Annotated in this window: 17 protein-coding genes; 9 read left to right on the top strand and 8 right to left on the bottom strand. The window is 57.7% G+C overall.

Annotated elements, in window-relative coordinates:
• Positions 1 to 41: 41 nt before the first annotated feature.
• On the top strand, positions 42 to 1,703 hold the full coding sequence (locus ACZ1HE_RS10260) for a sulfatase-like hydrolase/transferase (protein WP_472620664.1): 1,662 nt from the start codon (positions 42 to 44) through the stop codon (positions 1,701 to 1,703).
• 278 nt (positions 1,704 to 1,981) lie between these two features.
• On the opposite strand, the gene ACZ1HE_RS10265 is transcribed toward ACZ1HE_RS10260, so the two are convergent.
• The 6 genes from ACZ1HE_RS10265 to ACZ1HE_RS10290 form a co-directional block, all read right to left on the bottom strand.
• Positions 1,982 to 2,479: a lactoylglutathione lyase family protein gene (locus ACZ1HE_RS10265; protein ID WP_472620665.1), complete on the bottom strand. Its 498-nt coding sequence runs from the start codon at positions 2,477 to 2,479 to the stop codon at positions 1,982 to 1,984.
• A 283-nt stretch (positions 2,480 to 2,762) separates the two neighbouring features.
• A complete protein-coding gene (locus ACZ1HE_RS10270) occupies positions 2,763 to 4,070 on the bottom strand; it encodes a sensor histidine kinase (protein WP_472620666.1) in 1,308 nt (435 codons plus the stop codon).
• A gap of 49 nt (positions 4,071 to 4,119) precedes the next feature.
• A complete protein-coding gene (locus ACZ1HE_RS10275) occupies positions 4,120 to 4,800 on the bottom strand; it encodes a response regulator transcription factor (RefSeq protein ID WP_472620667.1) in 681 nt (226 codons plus the stop codon).
• A gap of 186 nt (positions 4,801 to 4,986) precedes the next feature.
• Positions 4,987 to 6,420, bottom strand: a complete 1,434-nt coding sequence (locus ACZ1HE_RS10280) for a Do family serine endopeptidase (RefSeq protein ID WP_472620668.1) — start codon at positions 6,418 to 6,420, stop codon at positions 4,987 to 4,989.
• A gap of 95 nt (positions 6,421 to 6,515) precedes the next feature.
• The gene (locus tag ACZ1HE_RS10285) at positions 6,516 to 7,922 is read right to left on the bottom strand and encodes a M20 family metallopeptidase (RefSeq protein ID WP_472620669.1); all 1,407 of its coding nucleotides are present in this window, start codon (positions 7,920 to 7,922) and stop codon (positions 6,516 to 6,518) included.
• Positions 7,923 to 8,059: 137 nt separating this feature from the next.
• The gene (locus ACZ1HE_RS10290) at positions 8,060 to 8,308 is read right to left on the bottom strand and encodes a tautomerase family protein (RefSeq protein ID WP_472620670.1); all 249 of its coding nucleotides are present in this window, start codon (positions 8,306 to 8,308) and stop codon (positions 8,060 to 8,062) included.
• A gap of 23 nt (positions 8,309 to 8,331) precedes the next feature.
• On the opposite strand from ACZ1HE_RS10290, the gene ACZ1HE_RS10295 reads away from it, so the two are divergent.
• A complete protein-coding gene (locus ACZ1HE_RS10295) occupies positions 8,332 to 8,814 on the top strand; it encodes an acyl-CoA thioesterase (RefSeq protein ID WP_472620671.1) in 483 nt (160 codons plus the stop codon).
• 54 nt (positions 8,815 to 8,868) lie between these two features.
• Here the strand turns inward: ACZ1HE_RS10295 and ACZ1HE_RS10300 are convergent, their stop codons facing one another.
• Positions 8,869 to 9,732 carry a CobW family GTP-binding protein gene (locus ACZ1HE_RS10300; protein WP_472620672.1) on the bottom strand — a complete coding sequence of 288 codons (864 nt, stop codon included), beginning with the start codon at positions 9,730 to 9,732 and terminating at the stop codon, positions 8,869 to 8,871.
• Positions 9,732 to 11,360, bottom strand: coding sequence for an amidohydrolase (locus ACZ1HE_RS10305; RefSeq protein ID WP_472620673.1), 1,629 nt, complete (start codon positions 11,358 to 11,360; stop codon positions 9,732 to 9,734). Before ACZ1HE_RS10305 ends, ACZ1HE_RS10300 begins: the two co-directional genes overlap by 1 nt.
• A 96-nt stretch (positions 11,361 to 11,456) precedes the next feature.
• On the opposite strand from ACZ1HE_RS10305, the gene ACZ1HE_RS10310 reads away from it, so the two are divergent.
• The 7 genes from ACZ1HE_RS10310 (at position 11,457) to ACZ1HE_RS10340 (ending at position 24,376) form a co-directional block, all read left to right on the top strand.
• A complete protein-coding gene (locus tag ACZ1HE_RS10310; protein ID WP_472620674.1) occupies positions 11,457 to 12,398 on the top strand; it encodes a LysR family transcriptional regulator in 942 nt (313 codons plus the stop codon).
• 103 nt (positions 12,399 to 12,501) lie between these two features.
• On the top strand, positions 12,502 to 14,055 hold the full coding sequence (locus ACZ1HE_RS10315) for an ABC transporter substrate-binding protein (RefSeq protein WP_472620675.1): 1,554 nt from the start codon (positions 12,502 to 12,504) through the stop codon (positions 14,053 to 14,055).
• A gap of 60 nt (positions 14,056 to 14,115) precedes the next feature.
• A complete protein-coding gene (locus ACZ1HE_RS10320) occupies positions 14,116 to 15,090 on the top strand; it encodes an ABC transporter permease (protein ID WP_472620676.1) in 975 nt (324 codons plus the stop codon).
• A complete protein-coding gene (locus tag ACZ1HE_RS10325) occupies positions 15,090 to 15,965 on the top strand; it encodes an ABC transporter permease (protein WP_472620677.1) in 876 nt (291 codons plus the stop codon). The genes ACZ1HE_RS10320 and ACZ1HE_RS10325 overlap by 1 nt, the downstream gene beginning before the upstream one ends.
• Positions 15,962 to 16,936 carry an ABC transporter ATP-binding protein gene (locus ACZ1HE_RS10330; protein ID WP_472620678.1) on the top strand — a complete coding sequence of 325 codons (975 nt, stop codon included), beginning with the start codon at positions 15,962 to 15,964 and terminating at the stop codon, positions 16,934 to 16,936. The genes ACZ1HE_RS10325 and ACZ1HE_RS10330 overlap by 4 nt, the downstream gene beginning before the upstream one ends.
• On the top strand, positions 16,933 to 17,919 hold the full coding sequence (locus ACZ1HE_RS10335; protein WP_472620679.1) for an ABC transporter ATP-binding protein: 987 nt from the start codon (positions 16,933 to 16,935) through the stop codon (positions 17,917 to 17,919). Before ACZ1HE_RS10330 ends, ACZ1HE_RS10335 begins: the two co-directional genes overlap by 4 nt.
• A gap of 763 nt (positions 17,920 to 18,682) precedes the next feature.
• On the top strand, positions 18,683 to 24,376 hold the full coding sequence (locus ACZ1HE_RS10340; RefSeq protein WP_472620680.1) for a Hint domain-containing protein: 5,694 nt from the start codon (positions 18,683 to 18,685) through the stop codon (positions 24,374 to 24,376).
• Positions 24,377 to 24,452: the final 76 nt, after the last annotated feature.

Raw genomic sequence — 24,452 nt, forward strand, 5'->3', positions numbered from 1 at the left:
CACGAAAGGGCTTGTTCAGCGCATGTGCCACGATAGCGTTGATGGGCCAGCCACTATTCGTCGGCGACATCATTCATGACGCTGATTTTTATGTCCTCGAGGCCCAGCACGGCGAAGACTGGGCGGCGATGGACAGCGAGATTGATGAGAAACTTGCCGCGTTGCGCGAGAAATTCGGTACGCCTCCGAACATCATCCATATCATGTGGGATGACACGCCTGTGGGCGATGTCGGCATACCTGCGCTGCAATTGCTCAGGGGGATAAAGACGCCCAATATCAATCAATTGGCCGCTGAAGGCGCCAACTTTATGCGCATGTACACCGAACCTTCCTGCACCCAGAGCCGGGCCGCGGTCATCACGGGCCGTCACCCAATCCGGAATGGGCTCACGGAAGTCGGTTTTCCTTACGAATATGGTGGGCTAGCCGCCAGTGAAGTGACAATGGCCGAGGTGTTGGGGCCAGCGGGCTACAACACGGCATTCTACGGCAAGTCGCATATGGGCGACATCGAAGAAAGCTATATGAACCGCCAGGGTTTTGATGATGCTGTGTGGTCCTCTTACAATCAGTTTCCGGTCATCTATGGGCCGGGTGCTGAAATCGCCGGTGGTGTTTCCCCAACGACGACCAACCCCGAGATCTATCCCGAGGATCCTTATGACATGGACCCCGGATGGCGCACCACCGATCACCCTGCGATCCTTGCCGGTGAAAAGAACGGACCCGTTCGCGAGCTTGTAACGTCTGGAGATATTGAAGGCTGGTATCGTGAGATGGAGGCCAATAAGGATCGCCATCTCGCCTTTATCGACAAGAGCATTGAAGAAGGAAAACCCTTCTATATTGCGCATTGGCCTCAATTGATCGCTTTTGTGCCCTATCCGGAACGGAAAACGCTTTCGGGTGGTTTCCTTCAGGAAGGATTGGCGCGATTTGACCCGTTTGTGGGCCAACTGATGGACCACCTTGAGGCAAAAGGGATTGCTGAAAACACGCTGGTCATCTTGATGGCAGACAATGGGCCCATGGTGCACAACGGTCCCCCGGGTATGGTGGAAACGCTGCACCGTGGCGGCAAGGGCGACTATCTCGAAGGAGGCATTCGTGTGCCTGCGATGGCTTGGTGGCCTGGCATGATCGAGCCGGGACAGACGATTGGCGACATTATTCACGAGACCGATCTGTTCACGACCTTCGCGCGTCTTGGTGGGGCTCTCGACCATGTCCCAACGGACCGTGTTATTGATGGCGTGGACCAAACTGCCCTGTTCGTCGAGGGCGATAGCCACAGCCGTCGCGACTGGGTGCATGTTTACACTGGCGACGTTTACGCAGCCTCAGTCAAGGGGCGCTTCAAGCGCCATTGGGCTGGCAATCAGCCGGGTTTGTCCAAGGCCGCGTATTTCGATCTCTACAATGATCCGCGCGAGGTGCAGCCCAAGATGCTGCCGATGTTCCCGACCAAGGGCATGTTCGACGTGATGAAAGCCCGCCACGAGTTGTGGATGGAGCAATTTCCGAACAATGAAGAGGCGTTTGGCTTCCCATTCACGGGTATCGAGAATGCGCGAGCGAAAACACTGGAACACACAAAACCCCGGTTCTCACCGGATGAAGTTCCCTTTGATGCCGAAGCCGCCCTTCGTCGTGCCCGCAAGAATAGCGAGTACATGGAGCAGTACTGGGGACTGGAGTAAGGCGAAAATGCCCCCGCTTTCGTCAAAGGAGCGGGGGATTGTAAGAAGCTTTCGCTTATAGCCCGTTTGTGAATTGCTGATGTGACGACATGAATGTGCTTAGTATAAGGCTCCAAGCTGCCATTCACGGCGACGTTGACCAAAGCCCGCAAAGGGCCGCTTTCCGCTATTTGTCCACTCGTTACGAGCGACTGCTTTGTCCGCCATGCGGTCATCAGTACAGTTTGGAGCTAACGACCGCTCGGAGCACATTCTGACAGATGCTCGCTCTCGCTTTCTTAAGAGTAAGCGCCAGATGAGTAGGTTAGTTCGTAGGAGTGGCTGTACAACTCGAATACGATGCCGAACGGGTCTTCGACGTATACCATTCGATATGGCTTTTCGCCCGGATAGTAATACCTGATCGGCATCCTTTGTTTGCCACCCGCAGCTACAATCTTTTCAACAAGACCTTCGACATCGGGGTCTTGAATGCAAAAGTGAAAAGTGCCGTTTCGGCGAAAGTCGATATTATTCTCTGGCGCGTAGTTTCCATCGAACTCAAAAATCTCAATGCCGACGCGATCGGCTGTAGCCATGTGCGCGATGCGCAACTTTTTCCATTCTGGTCCAAAAACATCTGAACACATCAATCCTATATCACTGTCATCCTCCACAACATCTGTGGGCGGCATAATCGTGTAGAAGCCAAGCACCTCAGAATAGAACTTTACGGCCGCATCAACATCAGGGACGGACAGGCCAATGTGAGAGAAAGATCGAGGTGTGCGGGACATAAATACTCCATTCGATATAGTCGCGTTGACGTTTGGCTAGATCTTGGTGAAACAGCACATAGAGCCAAAATCAATAATAGCACATCGGGCGCGACACTTGCGAACACAAGTTTTTGGCACTCGACAAGTCGATCGTGACGCTAAGGCTTCAGCAGTAAGCGCGAAAATGCCCGCAGTTTCCTTTAGTTTCTGTATCATGCGGCGAAGGGCCGTTTTGTCCGCTTTGCAGGCAAAGGCCCAGAACTCCACAGTATTGTAAAACCCGCAACACTAACGAGCGGGATCATCTCGCGATGGTGATCGACGCCTCCAGCCCCGGTTTGCGGTTGCGTGCCTCGAACCGTCCGCCATGCATCCGCGCAATGGCCGCGACCAGTGCCAGTCCCAGGCCAGAGTTTTGGTCCGTTCTGGCTGGGTCCAGCGTGACAAAAGGCTGTGAGAGTTGGTCAAGCTTGTCGGCGGGTACGCCAGGGCCTTGATCGCGAACGCTCAGGGTCAAGCCGTCATCCACATTGGTCAATGTAACCGTGAGGGTGCTACCTGTAGGGGCATAGCGCAGCGCGTTTTCCAGCAGGTTCGATAGCGCTTGCGCCAAAAGCGGTTTGTGCCCTGGGATCGACCCGGCAGCGCCTTCGATGACGACATGTACGCCCTGGTCTGCAGCGACGGGTTCATAGAATTCGGTGACGTCTTGAACCAGGGCCTTCATATCCACGACTTCAAATTCATCCCGGCCAAGGCCCGCTTCGGCCCGCGAAATCTCGGTCAGTTGTGAAAAGACGCGCAGTAGGTGGTCGACTTCGGCCAGGGCACGGGCTGCGTTGGCGTCGCGGTCTTTCGCCTCACTTGCCGGATCAGTCAAGCTTTCGACCCGTTGCCGCAACCGGCTGAGTGGGCTGCGCAGGTCGTGGGCGATGGAGTTCGTGGTCATGCGCAGATTTCCGACCAGCTCTTCGATCTTGTCGAGCATGTCGTTGAGCGTTTGTGCCATCTGATCAAACTCATCACCGCTGCCGCGTACTGGAATGCGCCGGGACAGATCGCCGGACACGATGTCACCTGCAGTTTGAGCAATGTCCGCCAGACGCGAGAACACAAGCCGCGTAAGCAGCCAGCCGGTGAGCAGGCTGAGCGCGAGCGCCGCCAGCAGCGCCAGCCCGACCGAGCGCAGCAGCACCCGGTCGAATTGTTGCCGGGCAGAAGCATCGCGACCGACCAACAGACGTTCATAAAGGGGTAGGCGGATCGATGCGGCCGAGATCGAGACCTCATCGCCCGAAGACATCTTGGTCAGGTCCAGATCGACCCAACCCGAGCCGGGCTCGATCCCTTCGGGCCACCGCGCCAAATTGCCTGCCAGCACGTTGCCCTGCGCGTCCGTCAGCAGATAAAGCGCGTCGCGATCAGCGGCGTCTTGGACCCGGCGGTCAATGGCGGCCATCAACCCGATGGTGCCAAGGCGTTCGTATTCATCGCGCAGTCCCGCCAGTTCGGCGGTCACTACGCTGCGGGTCTCGTTCTCGATGGTGCGGTTGGCGGTGACATAGACCAAACCCAGCACTAGCGCTGTCAGCGCAGTACTCAGTACCATGCTAGCTAGCACTAAACGGGTCCGGGCGTTGCGCAATAAGATCAATGATTTAGCCATCGGACATCATGTAGCCCGCGCCACGAACGGTTTCGATCAGAGACGTCTCAGCTCCTTCATCAACTGCGCGACGGAGTTTCGAGATATGAACGTCAACGATATTGGTGTTGGGGTCGAAATGATATTCCCACACCCCCTCAAGCAGCATGGTGCGCGAGATCACGCGGTTCTTGCGGCGCAGGAAAAACTCAAGAATCTGGAATTCACGGGGGGTCAGCGTCAGTTCGCGTTCCCCACGGGTTACCCGTCGCTTGAGCAGGTCCATTTCAAGATCACGGCAAGTGAGTAGCGCGCTTTCTTCAGTGTCCTGAGGGCGGCGCAATAGCGCCTCGATCCGCGCGTGCAGTTCTTGGAAGGAGAACGGTTTGACCAGATAATCGTCGGCGCCAGCGCGCAGACCCTTGACCCTTTCGTCCACCGCGCTCATCGCCGTCAACATAAGAACCGGGGTCTTCAGCCCGGCCGCCCGGATGGATTTGATCAGCGCCAGTCCATCCAGCCCCGGCAGCATACGGTCCAGAACGATTGCGTCAAAACCGCCGTCCGTGGCGTGATACAACCCCTCACGACCGTCCGGAGCGGTCTCGACCGTGAACCCTTCCTCGGTAAACCCTTTGGCCAGGAATTCGCGGGTGTCGTTGTCGTCTTCAACGATGAGGAGGCGGCGGCTCATGCGTGGATTATCCTTGGTCTTTGGACCTATACGCGGGGTTTTCCGGCGCAAGGTCAAGGGGGACACAGGCGAACCGGGCGCAGATGGGTGCGCCCGGTCGGTTCAGCAACCCGGGGACAGGTCAAGGCCGCTGAACAGCGGGCGCGCGCCGAACTCCCCGTGCATCACACGCGCCCTTGCTTTAATTCAGGCGATCTCGATCGCTACGAACAACTGGTTGCCACCGCGATTAATCAGCACCAAGGCGGGATCGGTCTTTTCGCTTTTCAGAGCGGCTTTTAACTCCTTGGGTGTCTCGGTTTCCTGACTGCCCAGTTTCACGATCACGTCGCCCACCCGCAGGCCCGCCCTAGCTGCGGCGCCCTCTTGGTTCAGCGATGTAACGACGACGCCCGAAACATCCTTGCTGACGCCGATCTCGGCCCGAGCGGTTTCGGTGAGTGGCGCGACAGTGACACCCAGTTGCTTGCCTGAAGTTTCATCGATTTTTGTCTCAACTTCGGCCTGTGCAAGCTGATGTGCACCGATGGTGACGTTCACCTGTTCTGGTTCACCGTTGCGAATGATCTCGATCGCACTGGTTGCACCAATTTTTGTCGCGCCAACAAGACGGGGCAGATCAGCACTGGATTTAACCGGCTTACCGTCAAAGCTCACGATCACGTCACCAGACTTCAACGCACCATCTGCGGGGCTGTCGGTCACGACGTCCGACACTAGCGCACCGTTGGATCCATCCAGACCAATCGCCGCCGCGATGTCGGGGCTGACGTTCTGGATCGACACTCCCAGCCAACCACGGTCCACTTGCCCGTCTTCAATCAGATCGGCCACGATGGTCTCGGCAATGTTCGATGTGACCGCAAAGCCCAGACCCACGGACCCGCCGGTGGGTGAATAGATGGCCGAGTTCACTCCAATGACCTCACCTTCCATGTTGAACAGGGGTCCGCCCGAGTTGCCCTTGTTGATCGCTGCATCCGTTTGGATGAATTCGGCATAGGGCCCTTCGGAGATGTTGCGTCCCTTGGCTGAAACGATGCCGGTTGTCACGGTTGAGCTAAGGCCAAAGGGGTTGCCAACGGCCACCACATCTTCGCCCACGCGGATAACGTCGCTGTTGCCCAGTTCAACGGCGGGCAGGGGGGCGCCGGCCTTGATCTGAAGCACCGCCAGATCCGTCAGCGGGTCAGCACCCACGATGGTGGCCTCAAACTCGCGATCATCCGAGAGACGAACGGTCACCGTGTCGGCGCCGTCAATGACGTGGTGGTTGGTGACGATCAAGCCGTCCTCGTCCAGGATAAAACCTGATCCCAGACCTTGTTTTGGACCTTGCGGACCGGGTTTCATGCCTTCGGGCATGCCAAACTGGCGAAAGAACTCGCCGAACGGGTGGTTTTCCATCCCGCGGCCTTTCATGCTGGTAAGCTCGGTCGTGGCCTCCTGAGTGGCTAGGATGGTCACGACCGAGGGGCCGACCTCTTCGACCAGATCGGCCAGCGCTTCGTCGGCTGCAGCGGGCAGCGCGGTCGAGGCCAGCAACAAGGCCGAGAGGGCAGAGGCGCCCGCCCATCCGGGCAGGCCAGCGGTGAGGCGGGTGGTGTTGCGAATGCTCATAGAATTCTCCTGTCATCGAACCCGGCTTTTCCCGGGGTTGAGACAAGGAATATTCCCTGCGTCTGTGGATTACCTGATCGCAGGATTAAGGTTTCTTAATGTTGCGATGTTTTTGGTGGATGGGGTGTTTCGGTGTCACCCAAGTCCCAAAACAGCCCGGTCATCACCTGTCCGGCCTGCTCGCAAGTTGAAGAGAGCACGTGTTCGTTGGGCGCGTGCTGATTGCAGCCGCGATAGGAATGCGGAACCCAGATTGTGGGCAGGCCAAGAACGTCGGCGAAACATTCGTTGGGCAGCGAGCCGCCCAAGTTCGGCAATATATGGGGTAGTGCACCTGTTGTCGCCTCGATCGAGTGGATTGCGAATTGCGCCCAGGGGTGGCTGGGGTCCAGGCGGGTGGCCGGAAATGCGCCGCCGTCCATGGGCACGATCTCGACTTGATGGAACCCGCCCTTGTCGAGGTGGTTTCGTAATGAAGGCAAGATGTTATCGGCGTCAGTTCCCACGACATAACGCAGCTGGCAGGTGGCTGACGCATGGCCAGAAATGGCATTCACCGGCGCTTCGGGCTTGCCCGATTGCATCGCCAGAACAGCAAAGGAGTTCCAACCAAACACACGCTCGGCCGGAGTTAGTTCAGCCTCTCCCCATTCAGGGTCGATGGCCGGATCTGAACCGTCAAATGATGGCAAGGTCGCCAGAGTTTCGCGGATTTCGGGCGTCAGACTATCCGGGCGCCAATCGGGTATGCGGATTTGACCGCGTGCGTCAGTGATGGTCGAAAGGGCTTGCGCCAGTATCATTGCGGGGTCCGCCAGCAAACCACCCCAATTGCCTGAATGATGCGCCCCGTCGCGCAGATCGACATTTAGCGTAAAACTCAGGCCCCCGCGCGCTCCCATGAAGACAGTGGGCACATCCGACCTTAAGCGAGGCCCGTCGGATGCGATCAGGACGTCTGCCTTGAGCAATTCGCCGTTCGCCGCACAAAAGGCATGCAGCCCGGGCGAGCCGATCTCTTCACCCATTTCGACGAGCAATTTGATGTTGAACCCCAGACTTCCCCGGGCTTCGATCACGGAGGCCAGGGCATGCAAGTTAATCAAATGCTGTCCCTTGTTATCGGCGGTGCCTCGGCCATAGACGCGCTCGTCTACGCGGGTAAGGGCAAACGGGTCCATCCCATCCAACCAATCTTCGCGCTGCCCGTGAGTGACATCGCCGTGGCCATAGGACAGCACCATTGGCAAGGCAGGCTCTTCGACCCGCTCGGCGACCAAAAAGGGGCACCCGGTCGGATCGGGATTGTCGTGCAGTGCCCATGTGAATCCCAAGGCCTGCAGGTGCGGGGGCAGAGCCTTAACCAAGTAAGGCATCAACGCGTCCAGGTTGTCCGGTTTCTGACTTTCGGTCGGAAAAGACACCAGCCACGCCAGATCATTCCAAAATCTGCCATCAATGAAGCGGCCATCACAGGCATTTAAGGCGGCAGTTCTGGACATGGGAACCTCTTGTTGGAAAACGTTAGTTAACTTTGACCATCGGTTATACGTTGGTTCAGAATGGCGAGATGTATCCTAAAAAATGTCCGGATCGATCCCAAGCCTGTGGATTTCGCAATTGACGGCGAAACAACTGTTCAACCGCGCTGTCTCATCTCTAAAGCGTCTTTGGTGGTCAGGACGTTTCCGGCGTAACCCCATGAGCCACTGCTGATTTCCAGTATTCGGACCGAGGTTCCAGCTTTTATCGTTTGACCGGCCACTTCCCCAAAAGCCTCAGTGACCTTTTCAATTATTTTTCCCTTTTCCTTTGCGGAAAAAACGCCTTCGAGTACCTGAATTTCTATTGAAGGCATCGCATGCTCCCCCATGTTGTGATCTGCCAAATGCTGGCCACTGTCGTCGCAAGATGACACGCAAGGTCCGCCTATGTAAGGTGTATGGGCAGACAGAGTGGAGCATTTGCATGGCGGCGATGGTTTCTTTTCGCTCGGTGGTCGATCCAACGGATTGCGATTTTCTTGGGCACATGAACGTTTCAAGATACTTCGCCGCATGTTCCGACGGTGTATTGGCAATTCAATCTGAAATGGGCCTAACCGCAAAGGATATGCGAACCGGGCGACGCGTTTCCTTTGCGGTTGTTAACGCTCAAAGTGATTTTCGGGCTGAGCTTGTTGCAGGGGACTCGATACGGTTAGAGACGTCAGTGGTTGCGATCGGGTCCAAATCCATGACCTTTCGGCACAGGTTGTTTCGATCCGATGGCGCCAAGCTGGCATTTGAGACTGTGTTCAAGTGCGTTTTGTTAAGTCTTGAAACACGCCGAGCCGCAGAAATCCCTGATGACGTGCGCGATCATGCGGTTGAATGGCTCGAAAAGTCAAACTGACCCTGTTTTTCCTGACGAATTGGAAATTCCGTGCTTAGGGGACCAGCAGCCAGATCATTTTGTCGACCACCAATCGTCAATTTGCTGGGCTGTCAGCCGATCCGACAAGCCGAGTGCGACGAGGGCAGGGGTCTTGCCCTTCGACGTGCGGATGTCGACGTGTTTGCCAACCACGTGCACTTCATGCATGCCGTCGGGGCCATCCACGAAGCCTTTTACGCGATAAAGCCCTTCGGGTCGGGTCGCAAATCGGTCCTTCAGCTGGGTACGGGAGAGATCTCCGGGTGTCTCAGAATTCCATTGCACATAGAGCGGGTGCGACGCCGTTGGGCGCCCTTTGGGTCGAGGCAGCACATCTGACAGCAGCGGCGCGATCGGCGCGTCCCCTGACAAGGCGCCTGGACTGCATAAACCGTGTTCGGCCAGTGCTTTGGTTAGGGCGGTCGAGGGCGCGTCCGATTTGGTCATCAACACCATATCCGCCACCTTGATTTGTTGAGCAACCTGCGGCGCAATCAGCGGATCACGCAGTAAGTCCGCCCCGTTCAACCCATCAATCAGCGTGATGATCCCGGCATAGGACAGATCCGGTTCGGCGATAGCCGCATTGGCAATGGCAGCCGGGTCGGCGATGCCGCTGGCCTCGACAACCAGGTGATCGGGGCGTGGGCTCCGGTCCAACGCGTCGCCAAGCGCCATATATAGATCCGCCCCCATGGTGCAGCAGACACAGCCGTTGGACAGCGAGATCGTATCGTCCTGACGGGATTCAATCAGGGCCGCGTCGATGTTGATGGCCCCAAAGTCATTGACCAGGATCATCAGGCGCAGCCCGTGATCTTCGGCCAAAAGGCGGTTGATAAGCGTCGTCTTACCAGCGCCCAGATAACCACTGATCACCGTTAGAGGCAGGCGCATCAGTTCATCTGCACCCTGCCGCCAAAGACGATGCCATTCACGGGCACATCCTTGAGAGCCATTGGGGCCACAGCAGTAGGATCATCGCCAAGCACGGCAAAATCTGCGCGTTTCCCGGTTTCGATACTACCGATCTCGGCGTCCAGTTTCAGGGTGTAGGCCGCGCCAAGCGTGATGGCATAAAGCGCCTCATCCACTGTGATCCGCTGCTCTTCACCCAAAGTGCGCCCTGACATTGTCTGCCGGTTTACGGCACACCATGCGGTGAACAACGGTCCCAACGGGGTTACTGGCGCGTCCGAATGTAGGGCCACATTGACACCTGCGTCCAGCGCCGAGCGGGCAGCGTCCATGCGGGTGGCGCGGGCTTCGCCAATGGTCAGCGCGGCGTGCTGATCTCCGAAATACCAGATGTGGTTGGAAAAGATGTTGGTGCAGACGTTCATCTCAACACAGCGGCGGAACTGATCCGGGCCCATCATCTGACAGTGTTGCAACACGTGCCGGGCCGAGGGCCAGGGATGCTTGCGCGAGGCCTCTTCCAAGGCATCTAGCGAGACAGAAGACGCCTCATCGCCATTCACGTGAATATGCATCTGTACGCCATTGGCCTGCATCGCCTCACACAGGGCATAGATCTGCTCGGGTGGGGTGTTCCACAGCCCGTTGGGATGTCCGCCCACATAGCCGGGCCATTTCACCCGCGCAGTCCAGCCCTGGATCGAACCGTCGGTCATCAGCTTGACCGCCCCCATGCGCAGCTTGTCGGTGGATTGTTTGCCAAGGGCATTGGCCTTGTCCGCGATCTCTTGCGGGGTGGCTCCAACTGCGGCCAAAACGGGCACAAGGCGCAGGCCAAAATCGTCTTGTCCGGTAACCTGGGTAAGCACCCCCAAGTCTTCCTCTTCCATGTGGGAAAACAGATCGGTGATCGTCGTCACGCCTGCCAGTCGACAGACATCAGCATAGGTTTTGACCGCTTGTGGCGTCTGCGACAGGCCACGGAAATCCAGACCCGTGCGCCGCATCACCGGGAACATGGCCGCCATTTCCTGCAACTCGCCGGTGGGTTCGCCGTTGGCGTCCTTAAGCACGCCTTCGACGTTGGATTCGCGTGAATACCCAACCATGTCGAGGCACTGGGAGTTTACGCACATTAGGTGGAAGTTGGAAAACATCACCATCACGGGACGGTCACTGGCGATGCTGTCCAGATGTGTTCGGTTCAACCGCTCGGATTGCAGGAAGATCGGGTCAAATCCCCAGGCCACAACGGGTTCTCCGGGAGGGAGATCAGCCGCGTAGTCGCGCAGTCGGGACACCACGGCGTCAATATCGGTCATACCTTTATGAAGCTTGCCTTTTGGGTCGATGCGGTCGTGGTACCCTGCATATGCGAATTGCCACATCGAGCCTGCCATCATATGCGCATGACCTTCGACAAATCCGGGCATCAGCACCTGTTGGGCAAGGCTGTCGTCGTGGGTGACTGCCCCCCAGGCGTCGGCGCAATCAGCCCCGCCCACAGCCAAAATTTTGCCATCCTGGACCGCCACATGGGTCGCTTCTGGCCTGCTGGGGTCCATCGTGATGATTTTTTGTGCAGCAAATACAGTGATTTCCGACATATTGTCCTCCCCGAATGGGTTTAGGGGTAGCGGGGGATTGATCCGCTGTAAAATAGAATTACTGTCAACCATTGAGGGAGAAAATGAGGGAAGCGGATGAATTTCACGCTCAAGCAGTTGCGCTACTTTGATGCGGCGCTGCGCAACGGGTCTATTGCCCGGGCCGCGGTTGAGATGAATATTTCTCAGTCGTCTATCACTGCCGCGATCGACATGATCGAACAATGCGTTGGGGTCGAACTGTTCCGTCGTGTGCCTGCAAAGGGGATCGTGGCCACGCAAGTGGGCAAGCGGGTGGGGGACAGGGTGTCGGCCTTTCTGGATACTGCTCGGGTGTTCGAATCCGATCTGATGTCATTGACCGGGGATCCGACTGGCACCCTGCGTTTGGGGTGCTACGCGCCAACGGCCCCGTACGTTTTGCCGCCGATTCTATCGCGGCTTGCCCAACGCTATCCGGGCATTCGGATCGAATTGGCCGAAGGCGACATGACCACCATGGGCGATCTTCTGGTGTCGGGTGGTGTCGATCTGGCGCTGACTTATCAAAAAGACCCGGTCAAGGGATTGCCGTTCGACCAGCTGTTCGAGGCTCACCCCCGGGCACTGTTGCCCAACAGCTCGCCTCTGGCCAACAAGGCCTCGGTCAGCCTGCGGGATTTGGCGGATCTGCCGATGATCCTGCTCGACCTGCCCCTGACCGAAGAGTATTTTCGCTCGCTGTTTGAGGAACTCGGGCTGGAACCCAATGTGGTGCATTCGACCAAATCGAGTTCGGTCTTGCGCGGTTTGGTGGCCAGCGAATTCGGCTATTCGATCCTGAATATTTGTGGTCCCAATGACCGGGACGGACGCAATGGGTACAGGGCTTTGCCGATTTCAGATGCGTTCTTCTCACCTTCTCTAGGGGTAGCCTATGTCGAAGGTCTCAAAGGGTCCGCGATTGTCAGCGCAGTACGCAACATCACACAGGAATTGACCGCCGAGCGAGCCTTTGATCACCTGATCATGCAGCCGGAATTGCGCAAAACAGCATAAAATGGGGTATGCCGCTACAGAAAGAACTGTTTTCTGTGACTACGGCCTTGGCTAGCCTCTGAGTTGTAAGGTTCAAAAAGGGCCTGCAAGGGAGGAGAAAACCATGAAGCATATGACACGCCTGTTAGGCGCTGTGTCCCTTGCCGTCACCAGTCTGGCGGCTCCTGTATTTGCGGATGGCGGAACGCTTGTGATTGCGTCGACCCAGGTGCCGCGACACCTGAACGGTGCGGTGCAATCTGGGATCGCGACGGCTGTCCCGTCCACTCAGATCTTTGCATCGCCCCTGCGCTATGACGAAAACTGGGAACCGCAGCCCTATCTGGCCGAAAGCTGGGAAGTCAGTGAGGACGGCCTGACCGTCACCCTGAACCTGGTGCAGAACGCCACGTTCCACGATGGCAAGCCGGTCACATCCGAGGATGTCGCGTTTTCGATCATGACGACCAAGGAAAACCATCCATTCAAGTCGATGTTTGCGCCGGTCGATTCGATCGAGACGCCTGACGCCCACACGGCCGTTATCAAGCTGAACAAACCGCACCCCGCACTGCTGTTGGCCCTGTCGCCTGCATTGGCACCGGTTCTGCCCAAGCATGTTTATGGTGATGGGCAGGACGCCAAATCGCACCCGGCGAATTCCGCACCCATCGGCTCTGGCCCCTTCATGCTGGAGGAATTCACGCCGGGAGAAGCCGTGGTGATGAAAAAGAACCCCAACTTCTTTATTGATGGCCGCCCCAAGCTGGACGAGATCATCATTCGCATCATCAAAGACCCTTCGGCCCTGTTGATCGCGATGGAGAACGGTGAAGCGGATATGTACCCGTTCATGGCAGGCAGCCAGGAAATCAAACGCCTTGAAAAGGCCGAGCATCTGGGGGTCACCACAGAAGGCTATGCAGCTGTCGGCCCGGTCAACTGGCTGGCGTTCAACACGGCATCCGAAAAGCTCAGCGATGTGCGGGTGCGCCAGGCGATCGCCTATGCAGTAGACCGCGAGTTCATCACCAAGGCGCTGCACCGCGGTGTTTCGGCTCCGCAGCGTGGCCCGATCATCGAAAGCTCGCCCTTCTTCGACGAGACCATCCCGGCCTATGACGTCGACCTGGACAAGGCCAAGGCGCTGATGGCAGAGGCGGGATTTGCCGATGGCATGGACCTGACCATCGACTATATCCCCGGGCCCAAGGAGCAACAGCAGTCCGTTGCAGAATACATGAAGTCGCAGCTGAAGAAGATCGGCATCAACGTGACCGTGCGCGCTGCACCTGACTTCCCCACCTGGGCGGGTCGTGTCGGCGGGCATGACTTTGAACTGTCAATGGATGTGGTGTTCAACTGGGGTGACCCGGTGATTGGCGTGCATCGTACCTATCTGTCGTCCAACATCCGCAAGGGTGTGATTTGGTCGAACACGCAGCAATACACCAATGAAAAGGTCGACGAGATCCTGAACGCCGCAGCTGTTGAAGCGGATCCGGCCAAACGCAAGGCACTTTATGCCGAGTTCCAGCAGATGGTCGCGGCTGATCTGCCGATCTACTGGATCAACGCGCTGCCCTATCACACGGCCTATGACAAGAAGCTGCAGAATGTGCCCACGGGCATCTGGGGCACCATGCATCCGATGGACATGGTCAGCTGGTCCGAGTGACCCTTTAACCTATCAATCCAGGGCGGCTGATCCGTCGCCCTGGGTATTGAGAGGCATATTATGAACACGTCTTATATATTGCGGCGTCTGTTTTATGGCCTGCTATTGATGCTGGGTGTGGTGGTTTTGAACTTCCTTCTCATCCGGCTGGCGCCCGGTGACCCTGCCGTGGTGATTGCAGGCGAAATGGGCGGAGCGACCGAAGAGATGCTGGAAAGCATCCGCGAGGAATACGGGCTCAACAAGCCGGTCCTGACCCAGCTGGGGATTTACATTGCTAATGTGGCGCAGTTCGACCTGGGCGAGAGCTTTTTCTTCAATCAGCCGGTCACGACGCTGATCGGACACCGGATCGGGCCGACCATACTGTTGGTGATCACCGCGCAGCTGTTGTCGATTGTGCTGGGGGTTTTCCTGGGCGTCATCGCTGCGCGCAAACCCAACGGACCGATGAGCGCCTTTGTCTCGGTCTTTGCCACCATCGGTTATGCGGTGCCCGTGTTCTGGACCGGGATCATGCTGATCATCCTGTTTGCCAGTGTGGTGCCGATCTTTCCGGTCGAGGGTATGCAATCGGTCAAGTTGCGCGATGCGGGTTTCTTTGTGCGCGCCTTGGATGTGCTGCACCACCTAATCCTGCCGGCCTTCACCTTGGCGATCATCTATCTGGCCCAATACGCGCGCCTCTCGCGGGCTTCGATGCTTGAGGTTCTGGGGTCCGACTATATCCGCACGGCGCGGGCCAAGGGCGCGTCCGAGGGCTCGGTACTGTTCAAACACGCCCTGCGCAATGCGGCGTTGCCGATCCTGACAGTCGCGGGTCTCCAATTCGGCAACCTGATTTCCGGCGCGCTTCTGGTCGAGACGGTGTTCAACTGGCCCGGCATGGGGCGGCTGGCCTTCGACAGTATTCTGCGGCGCGATTATCCGACCATCATGGGTGTCTTGTTCTTTGCCTCCTTCATGGTTGTGGTCGCCAATATATTGACGGATCTGAGCTATCGTCTTGCTGATCCAAGATTGAGGGGGCGGTGATGTCTGATCAATCCGTAACCGAGTTCAAGGCCGAAAGCCCCGCGCTTGAAGCGTGGCGGATGTTCCGGCGTAACATTCCCGCGGTCATCGGGGTCATTATGTTGACCTTCATCGTGGGTGCGACGCTTTACGGCACCTTTCTTTATGGTGGCGACCCGTTTGAGATTGTTTGGGCCCCACATGAACCACCAGGCGTCACACCGGAGTTTCCGATGGGCACTGATTACTTGGGGCGCAACATTGTGGCTGGCATGTTGACGGGTGGTGGCCCAACGCTGGCCGTTGGATTGGCGGCTGCTGCGCTGACCATGGTGATCGGCATCTCTCTGGGGGCTTTGGCAGGGTATTATGGCGGCTGGGTCGACAACCTGCTGATGCGCATCACCGAATTCTTTCAGGTTTTGCCTGCTCTGCTCTTCGCCATGGTGCTTGTGACGCTTTTGTCGCCCTCGCTCTGGACCATTGCTCTGGCCATTGGTGTTGTCAGCTGGCCCCAAACCGCACGTCTGACGCGGGCCGAGTTTCTCAAGATCAAGGAGCTGGAATACGTGACCGCCGCCCGCGCTATTGGCGCGCGCAACAAGCGGATCATCTGGAAAGTGATCCTACCAAACGCAGCGCCGCCGCTGATCGTTTCGGCGACGTTGACCATTGGGGTCGCCATCCTGTTCGAGGCGGGCCTGTCCTTCCTGGGCCTGGGCGATCCCAATGTGATGAGCTGGGGCCTGATGATCGGGGCCAACCGGGAATATATCCTGGACGCCTGGTGGCCGGTGACTTTCCCGGGGCTTGCGATCTTTTTCACTGTCTTTGCTGTCAGTCTGATCGGCGACGGGCTGAACGATGCCTTTAATCCGAAGTTGAGGGAAAGATGAGCGCGCTACTGGAAATCGAAGACCTGCGCGTGACCTTTCGGACGCGCTATGGCGAGGTGACGGCACTCGATTCCGTGTCGATGCATGTGAACGAGGGCGAAACGCTTGGTGTTGTCGGCGAAAGCGGCTGCGGCAAGTCGATCACCGCGCTGTCGGTGATGGGGCTAATCCCATCACCACCCGGCAAGATCGCGGGCGGCTCGATCCGCCTGAACGGAGAAGAGCTGACCACCGCCAGCCCGGCGCGCCTGCGCGCGATGCGGGGACCGGATGCGGCAATGATTTTTCAGGAGCCGATGACCTCGCTCAACCCGGTGTTCACCGTGGGCGATCAGATCGCCGAGGCGATCATGCTGCACCAAAAGGTCGATAAGGCGCAGGCGATGAAAGATGCGGTTGCCTTGCTGGATCGTGTCGGCATCCCCAGCCCCGAGGCGCGGTCGCGGGATTATCCGCACCAACTGTCAGGCGGGATGCGCCAACGGGTGATGATCGCCATGGCGGTTAGCTGCCGCCCAAAGGTGCTGATCGCGGATGAGCCCACGACAGCTCTGGATGTGACGGTACAGGCTCAGATCTTTGATTTGCTGAACGAAATTCAGCGTGATTTTGGCGTCGCCATTATCCTGATCACCCACGACATGGGGGCGATCAGCGAGATGGCCGACCGCGTGGCCGTAATGTATGCCGGTCGGGTAATCGAGGATGCCAGCGCCGATGATGTGCTCGACTATCCACAGCATCCTTATGCGCGCGGGCTGATCGACTGTATCCCTGCACTTGGCCGCGATGATCACCGTCTTGCGGAAATTCCCGGCGTGGTGCCGCCGCTGCATTTGTTGGGGCAGGGGTGTGCCTTTGCCGACCGCTGCGCGTTCAAGCAGGACCGCTGTACCCGAGAAAAACCCATGTTGGGTAACCACGGTCATCATCCGGTTGCCTGCCACGGGGTCGAGGAGGCGCGGTTATGAGCATTTTGATGGATGTGCGCGATCTGACGGTGCGCTTTGCCTTGCCAAAGCCGTCGTTCTTCGCCGAACGTCCGCATCTAGAGGCGGTGCGGCAGGTGTCGTTCCAGCTGGAAGCCGGAAAAGCGCTTGGCATTGTTGGCGAAAGCGGCTCGGGCAAGACCACGACTGCGATGGCTGCGATCCGGCTGACCAAGGCTGCTGGTGGGCAGGTGCTGTTTGAAGGGGATGATCTTCTGACGCTGGATGACGAGGCGATGCGCCAGCGTCGCCGCGACGTGCAACTGATCTTTCAGGATCCCTATTCATCACTCAATCCGCGGGCGCGGGTGGTGGACATCGTGCGCGAGCCAATGGACCTGATGGAGATTGGCACGCCCGAGGAACGCCATGCCGAGGTCGAGGAGCTGTTCGCCCTGGTGGGTCTGCGGCCCGATCAGCTGAATCTGTTTCCCCATCAGTTCTCGGGTGGGCAACGGCAGCGTATCTCGATTGCGCGGGCATTGACGACCAATCCCAAACTACTGGTCTGCGATGAACCTGTGAGTGCTCTGGATGTCGCCATTCAGGCGCAGATTTTGAACCTGTTGGCTGATCTGAAGGCCAAACTTGGGCTCAGTTACCTGTTCATCAGCCATGATCTCGGTGTAGTGCGACACGTCTGTGACGAGGTCGCGGTGATGTATTTGGGCAAGATCGTGGAAAGTGGACCCACGTCTGCGCTGTTCGAGAGCCCACAGCACCCTTACACGCAAGCTCTGCTCTCGGCGGCTCCTTCGTTGTCACGTCGCAAATCCAAAGGATACGTCCGACCTTTGAAAGTATCTGGTGATCCACCCAGCCCGATTGCCCCACCTCCGGGATGTGCTTTTGCCGAGCGGTGTCCGAAGGCGCAGGATGTGTGCAGAAAGACGCCGCCGGATCTTGTATCGGGGGCTGGAACGGCCGTCGCCTGCCATTTTCCCGGACCTGCTGATTTTGCTTAAACCAACGGACCCTGAGGGGTCCGTTTTCGTTTGAATCAGGTCAGTCCAATTTCTGTCTCAATTGAGTTTGATTCGAGTGATTTTGTGGCCGATTGTTCCTGGCTGCTTGAAAATCACCCCTCAATATTCGGGATTGGTTCCAAAAAGTGCTCAAACTTGGGCAAAATGAAGGCACGTTTTCGTGTGTGTCGCGTTGGTTGTGCATGCCAGTTGATTGTTTTCCTAGAAGAAACAAAAATAAGGCATTGGTAGGCAGGCTCCTCAACCAATGGACATACGGCGCCTTCGGGACCGGGTTTTTGCAAGTTTTGCAGCCAGCCAGGAAACAATATTCTACCTAAGGTAGAGAGATTGCTTGATTGACCTTAGGTTAATTTGAATTCGAAACACCAAGAGTGATGTTTTTAAATTTTTTTTCACTTTGACCGCATTATGGCGCACCGGTATTCATTGGATAGCCCAACTGGGGGGCGATGTCTGAAGGTCACGGGGGCGACCGCACGAAATTTGCATCTGAGGGGATGTGAGGGGATGTGTGTTCGCGCAGCGGCTGCCACGCTGTTTGTGACGATAACGCACCGTGACTGACCAAGTGTCGGTTGCGTTGCCGTCCGTATATATATGGACGGGGATTTCTCTCTCATTTGTGCCTAGGTGCTGTTGGTGCAGTCGCCAGTGAATTTCAGGTCATCGGCCTTTGGTTCACTTGGAGGTTTCCGCGGTTAAGCGGTTTGGTGTCGTAGGCACCGTAGAGGAGAATGTGATGGCGAATAACTTTGACAACCCGTATGTGGCCAACGTTATTGGATTGTGGGATTTCCGCCCGACTGCGGAAACACGTGACACAGGCCTGGGGGACGGCATTGCACAGGACGGCACTCCGGTGGGCGATCCTCAATTCGCTGCTGGTTGGATGTTCACCAACGATAACGACAACCAACGTTTTGATGTGGATGACGGCGATGACGCGGCATTCGATCTGACTGAGGGTACGATTGTCACCGAGTTCCGCTTTTACAATGGCGAAGGAACCGACCCTGAAACCGTTGTCAGCCGTGGCGTCGAAGACTCGGGCGAAGAGAGCGATGGCGGTCAGGGCACCGAAACCGACAGCGGCTTCTTTGAAATCCGTGTAACCGATGATGGCGCGGCCGAGGTTTATCACCGTTCCGGTGGAATCGAGACACTGTTGAGCACGTCAAGCGGCTTTGTCGGCAATGGCGATGTCATCAAGATCACTTATTCCTGGTCTGAAGACGGCGTCGCCTTTGAGGTCGAAAACACGACCCAGGGCACAACCGAGATGGCAGCCAATGCTGTCGAGGGGATTACGCTGGATGTGACAACGGGAGAGGAACAATCCTTTACCATAGGCGCGCGCGAGACGACCGAAGACAACTTTGATCAGCATTTTTACGGCGGCATCGACTATGTTGCTGTCCTTGACCAGCCTGTCGTGGGCGGTGGTGGCGACGGCATCGTCGAGGGAACGCCGGGCGATGACGTGATCGATACCGGTTACGACGGTGACCCCGAGGGTGACGTTGTTGATGGTGGCGATGCGCCCAATCCGTTTGACGGACCTGACGACGATCTGATCGACGGCGGTGCCGGAGATGACAGTATCGATGCGGGCGAAGGCGATGACACTGTAAACGCAGGCAGCGGCAATGACACCGTCAATGGCGAGGCTGGAGACGACTTGCTGATTGGTGACGGTGTTACCCCAGGAGCAGGCGTTGGATCGACTCGCGAGACCTTTGAATGGCACTTGGCCCCAGATCCGGATGATGGCGGTCAGATCGACGACGAAGATGACCTGAGCGGTGGGTTTACGCAAAACACTGGCTCGGTGGATGTGACGTTCTCTGTTGAGCAGCAGTCGTCCGGTGTAGAGACAGCATTCCAGGATCAGGAACAGTTCGTCGGCAATATCGACACCAACGGCCCGGACGCATCGGATACCAGCGCTATGGAATCCGAACTCAATGGCCAGGCGAATACGGTCACTTATCAGTTGGCCTTCTCGGATGCTGTGCAGAATGTATCTTTCCGCATCAATGACATAGATGGCGATGGTCAGGCGCAGGTTCAGGCTTATGACGATGCCGGCAACCCGATTGACGTGGTCGTGTCCGGCGGTCTGGGCGTCACCGTAACAGACGAAGACGGCGTCACTGGGGGGGACACCGCGACAGGGGATGGCGGTTACGCAAACCCTGACAACCCGAACTATTCGGTATTGGTGACAATTCCAGGACCGGTTGCGCGCTTGACGATTGAACATAGCCAAGCTGGACCTAACCCTTCTGAGATCGACGTTACGGATGTCTATTTCGACGTACCTACGGATGACGGAACAGGTGGTGATCCCGGGGAAGGTGGGGACGACAGTCTGACCGGTGGCGATGGAAACGACACTCTGATCGGTCAGGATGGCGATGATACTCTGATCGGTGGTGACGGCGACGACAGCGTTGACGGCGGCGACGGGGATGATGAAATCGATACCGGTGGTCCGGGTGGGGCAAATCTGCCAGACCGCGGATTCCCCGAATATGATGGCCTACCTGCGGTTCCAGCTGATCCTGACGTGTTCAATGATCGGGACACCGTTGATGGCGGTGATGGCAACGACATCATTAGAACGGGTGACGACGTTGACGTCATCATGGGCGGTGCCGGGTCCGATACAATTGATGGCGGCTTGGACGACGATACGATTTCGGGCGGCGACGATGCCGACCTGATCGTCGGCAGCGAAGGCTCGGACGATATTTCGGGCGATGCGGGTGACGACACTATTTATGGTGGCCTCGATCCGATCTTCCCTGATGTGCTGAACATCCGCGACGATGGATCGGACGGTCGTCCGGCAGATCCCGAAGTAACCAACGGAATGGACACCCTTTCGGGTGGAGAAGGCAATGACCTGATCATGGGGCAGGACGACGACGACGTCCTGAGCGGTGATGAGGGAGACGACACGCTGGACGGCGGGATCGACGAGGATAGCATCACGGGTGGTGTCGGCAATGACGTGATCATTGGTGGGCACGGTGACGATACCCTGAGCGGTGGAGACGACCGCGACACCTTCTTGGGTGGCGAGGGCTTTGATCAGGTCGACGGTGGCTCGGGTGGTGACGACTTTGACACTCTGGACCTGCGCGGCCTGGGTCCGGTCGGTGTGGTCTATACCTCTGAGGATCGCGAGGATGGTGTGGCTGTTGTTGGTGCAACCGGCGACATCATCACGTTCGAAGAAATCGAAAACGTGCTGATCGACGACCCGTTGAGCCCAGATGGCATTGTCGAAGGTACCAGCGGCGATGACGTGATCGACATCAACTATGATGGCGATCCGGATGGCGACTTTGTCGACAATGACGATGCTCTGCTGCCCGGGCAGGTGGGTGATCAGGACATCATCGTAGCCGGTAATGGCGACGACACGATCGATGCCGGTCTGGACAACGACTATGTCTTTGCCGGAGCGGGCAACGATGCGGCCAGTGGCGAAGAGGGTGATGACACCATTCTTGGTCAGGACGGCGATGACCTGCTCGAAGGCGACAGCGGTGATGATCTGTTGTTCGGCGGCGACGGCGACGACGTTCTTGACGCGGGTCGCGGTGACGACACCCTGCGCGGTGGTGAAGGCAATGACAACCTGACCGGCAACCCGGGTGATGACCTGCTATACGGTGGCGCAGGTGATGACACTGTCATCGGCAACGACGGTACGGATACGCTCTATGGTGGTGCGGGTAACGACACCATCTCGACGGGGCCAGGCAACGACGAAGCCTTTGGTGGCGATGACCGTGACACGATCATTGTTGTGGGTCAGGACGATCAGTTTGTTGACGGCAACGAAGGCGGCGATGACTACGATACGCTGGTTGTCTTTGGGAATGCCGAGGTCGAGTTTGATCCCGAGAACGATGAGAACGGCGTGGTTTATTACCTGGATGACGCAGATGAGCGCACCGGGGTAACCACCACATTCATCAACATCGAAAACGTGGAAATCCGTAACCCACTGTTGGACGGTGTGGTCGAAGGTGGAGACGGTGCAGATCTGATCGACGCCTCATACGAGGGCGACCCCGAAGGGGATCGGATCGACAATTTCGACAGCCTCGAAAATTTCCTGGATGAACCGATCGCCAGCTTGACGCCTTCGGAATTCTTCGAAGACCTGGGCGGAACACCGCGTGGTGACCAACGTGACGCGGTCGATGCGGGCGCCGGTGATGACACTGTGTTCTCGGGTGCGGGCGACGACATTGTTAAAGGCCGCGAAGGCAACGACTCCATCGTTGCGGGACTCGGCTTCGACGATGTCGACGGCGGCGAGGGCAACGACACCATCGACGGTGGCGAAGGCAGCGACAAACTCTACGGTGGCGAAGGTGACGACTCGCTGATCGGCGGCCTGAGTGCTGACACGCTTGTTGGTGGCGACGGTAGCGATACGTTGCATGGTGGCCTTGGCGACAACTTCATTGATGCTGGCGCTGGCGATGACTTGATTGTTGTCGACGCCGGTGACGATTCGGTCCTGGCCGGTGATGGTGCTGACACCATCTCCACCGGAGAGGGTAACGACACCGTGCTCGGATATGACCCGGCGTTTACCGGTGTGGCCTCTGTAGGCCGTACGCCAGATGTCATTGACGGTGGCGGCGGAAACGACGCGTTGGCGGGCGGTTCTGGCGCTGACACCATCGACGGCGGCGAAGGTGACGATACGCTCTATGGCGGTCTTGCCGGCGACGAGCTGAACGGAGACGCGGGCAACGACGTCATCTATGGTGACAGCGACTTCAGCATGGAGACGCCTGCCGACATTCAAGCTGCGCTGCTTCTTGAACCCGGTGACGATACCATTCGGGGCGGTGAAGGCGAAGATACGCTTTATGGCGAGTACGGCAATGATGTTCTCTTGGGCGGAGCCGACGCCGACCTGGTCTTTGGCGGAGATGACCGCGACACGATCGGTGCCGGAATTGGTGACACCATCGAAGGTGGTGAAGGTGGCGATGACTTCGACATCCTCATCGCGAGCGGTCTCGCGGTTATCGATTACGACGAATCTGATCCGACAGGTGAATCGGGAACTGTCACGTACTACAATGACGATCTGACGGTCGCTGGAACGGCAGAGTTCTCGGAAATCGAACGTGCTCTGGTCATCGGATCTCCGTCGGCGACGCCTACCGCTGGCCCTGGTGGCGGGGTAACTCCGCTTGGGGTCGACGGGGTCGTCGAAGGAACTGCCGGCGACGATGTCATTGATCTTGCTTATACCGGGGACCCAGAGGGTGATCTGGTGGATGGTGATGACGCCATCCCACCGCTGGTGGATGAGCAGGATATTATCCTTGCTGGTGACGGCGATGACAGTGTTCGCGGTGAGCTCGATACCGATGTCATTTTTGGTGGCACTGGGGAAGACACGATCCTAGGCAATGGTGGCAACGACGCCATTGACGGCGGTGAAGGTGACGACTCGCTGGACGGCGGCGAAGGTCGCGATATCGTGGTTGGCGGTGACGGCGACGATACGATTTCGGGCGGCAACGATGTTCCTGATGACGGTGGAGATATTCTGTCCGGTCAATTCGGCGACGACACCTTTGTCCGTATCGGTCAAGGTGAGGTCATCATCGGTGGCGAAGATGCCGACGATCTGGACAACGACATCCTTGATCTGACCGGAGCTGCCGAAGCAGTGAACCCCGGCGGCTCTCTGGAGGTCGAGTTTGATCCGTCAAATGCCGAAGCGGGTACGATCCGGTTCTTCAACGCCGACGGCGACGAGACTGGAACATCGGAATTCAGCGAGATCGAACAGGTCATCGTGCCTTGCTTCACACCGGGTACACTGATTGCTACGCCCAAAGGCGAGCGGCGGGTCGAGGATCTGGAGGCTGGTGATCGCATCATCACGCGCGACAACGGCATTCAGGAAATCAAGTGGGTGGGCACAAAGACTATGTCAGGTCAGGAGTTGACCCGTGCCGAGTACCTGAACCCGATCATGATCCGCGAAGGTGCCTTGGGTGGCGGTCTGCCTGAGCGGGATATGATGGTCAGCCCGAACCACCGAGTTCTGGTCGCCAACGACAAAACCGCTCTCTACTTTGAAGACCGCGAAGTACTGGTTGCGGCCAAATACCTGACCGGGATCGAAGGGGTGGACGTGGTGGATGTCTCGTCCGTGACATACATCCACTTTATGTTCGACCAGCACGAAGTCGTGCTGTCGGACGGAACCTGGACCGAGAGCTTCCAGCCGGGGGATCATACGCTCGCAGGTCTGGGCAACGCACAGCGCAACGAGATCTTTGAACTCTTCCCAGAGCTCAAGGAGCATGAGGGCTTGCATGCCTATGCCGCGGCGCGCCGTTCGTTGAAAAAGCACGAGGCCCATCTGTTAACGCGGTAACTTGGGGGCGCGTCCCGGGAGATCCGGGACGGCAGCCGCTCGCGTAGGTAGGGGGACGCGAGTGAGAGGACAGGGC

It is taken from the genome of Falsiruegeria sp. JB4-1 (assembly GCF_055693495.1).

Coding starts and splice junctions, on each gene's coding strand:
- ACZ1HE_RS10310 (WP_472620674.1), top strand. CDS start 11,457: ATGAATTTCACGCTCAAGCAGTTGCGCTACTTTGATGCGGCGCTGCGC.
- ACZ1HE_RS10275 (WP_472620667.1), bottom strand. CDS start 4,800: ATGAGCCGCCGCCTCCTCATCGTTGAAGACGACAACGACACCCGCGAA.
- ACZ1HE_RS10295 (WP_472620671.1), top strand. CDS start 8,332: ATGACACGCAAGGTCCGCCTATGTAAGGTGTATGGGCAGACAGAGTGG.
- ACZ1HE_RS10305 (WP_472620673.1), bottom strand. CDS start 11,360: ATGTCGGAAATCACTGTATTTGCTGCACAAAAAATCATCACGATGGAC.
- ACZ1HE_RS10260 (WP_472620664.1), top strand. CDS start 42: ATGGGCCAGCCACTATTCGTCGGCGACATCATTCATGACGCTGATTTT.
- ACZ1HE_RS10325 (WP_472620677.1), top strand. CDS start 15,090: ATGTCTGATCAATCCGTAACCGAGTTCAAGGCCGAAAGCCCCGCGCTT.
- ACZ1HE_RS10315 (WP_472620675.1), top strand. CDS start 12,502: ATGAAGCATATGACACGCCTGTTAGGCGCTGTGTCCCTTGCCGTCACC.
- ACZ1HE_RS10280 (WP_472620668.1), bottom strand. CDS start 6,420: ATGAGCATTCGCAACACCACCCGCCTCACCGCTGGCCTGCCCGGATGG.
- ACZ1HE_RS10270 (WP_472620666.1), bottom strand. CDS start 4,070: ATGGTACTGAGTACTGCGCTGACAGCGCTAGTGCTGGGTTTGGTCTAT.
- ACZ1HE_RS10340 (WP_472620680.1), top strand. CDS start 18,683: ATGGCGAATAACTTTGACAACCCGTATGTGGCCAACGTTATTGGATTG.
- ACZ1HE_RS10330 (WP_472620678.1), top strand. CDS start 15,962: ATGAGCGCGCTACTGGAAATCGAAGACCTGCGCGTGACCTTTCGGACG.
- ACZ1HE_RS10285 (WP_472620669.1), bottom strand. CDS start 7,922: ATGTCCAGAACTGCCGCCTTAAATGCCTGTGATGGCCGCTTCATTGAT.
- ACZ1HE_RS10300 (WP_472620672.1), bottom strand. CDS start 9,732: ATGCGCCTGCCTCTAACGGTGATCAGTGGTTATCTGGGCGCTGGTAAG.
- ACZ1HE_RS10335 (WP_472620679.1), top strand. CDS start 16,933: ATGAGCATTTTGATGGATGTGCGCGATCTGACGGTGCGCTTTGCCTTG.
- ACZ1HE_RS10265 (WP_472620665.1), bottom strand. CDS start 2,479: ATGTCCCGCACACCTCGATCTTTCTCTCACATTGGCCTGTCCGTCCCT.
- ACZ1HE_RS10320 (WP_472620676.1), top strand. CDS start 14,116: ATGAACACGTCTTATATATTGCGGCGTCTGTTTTATGGCCTGCTATTG.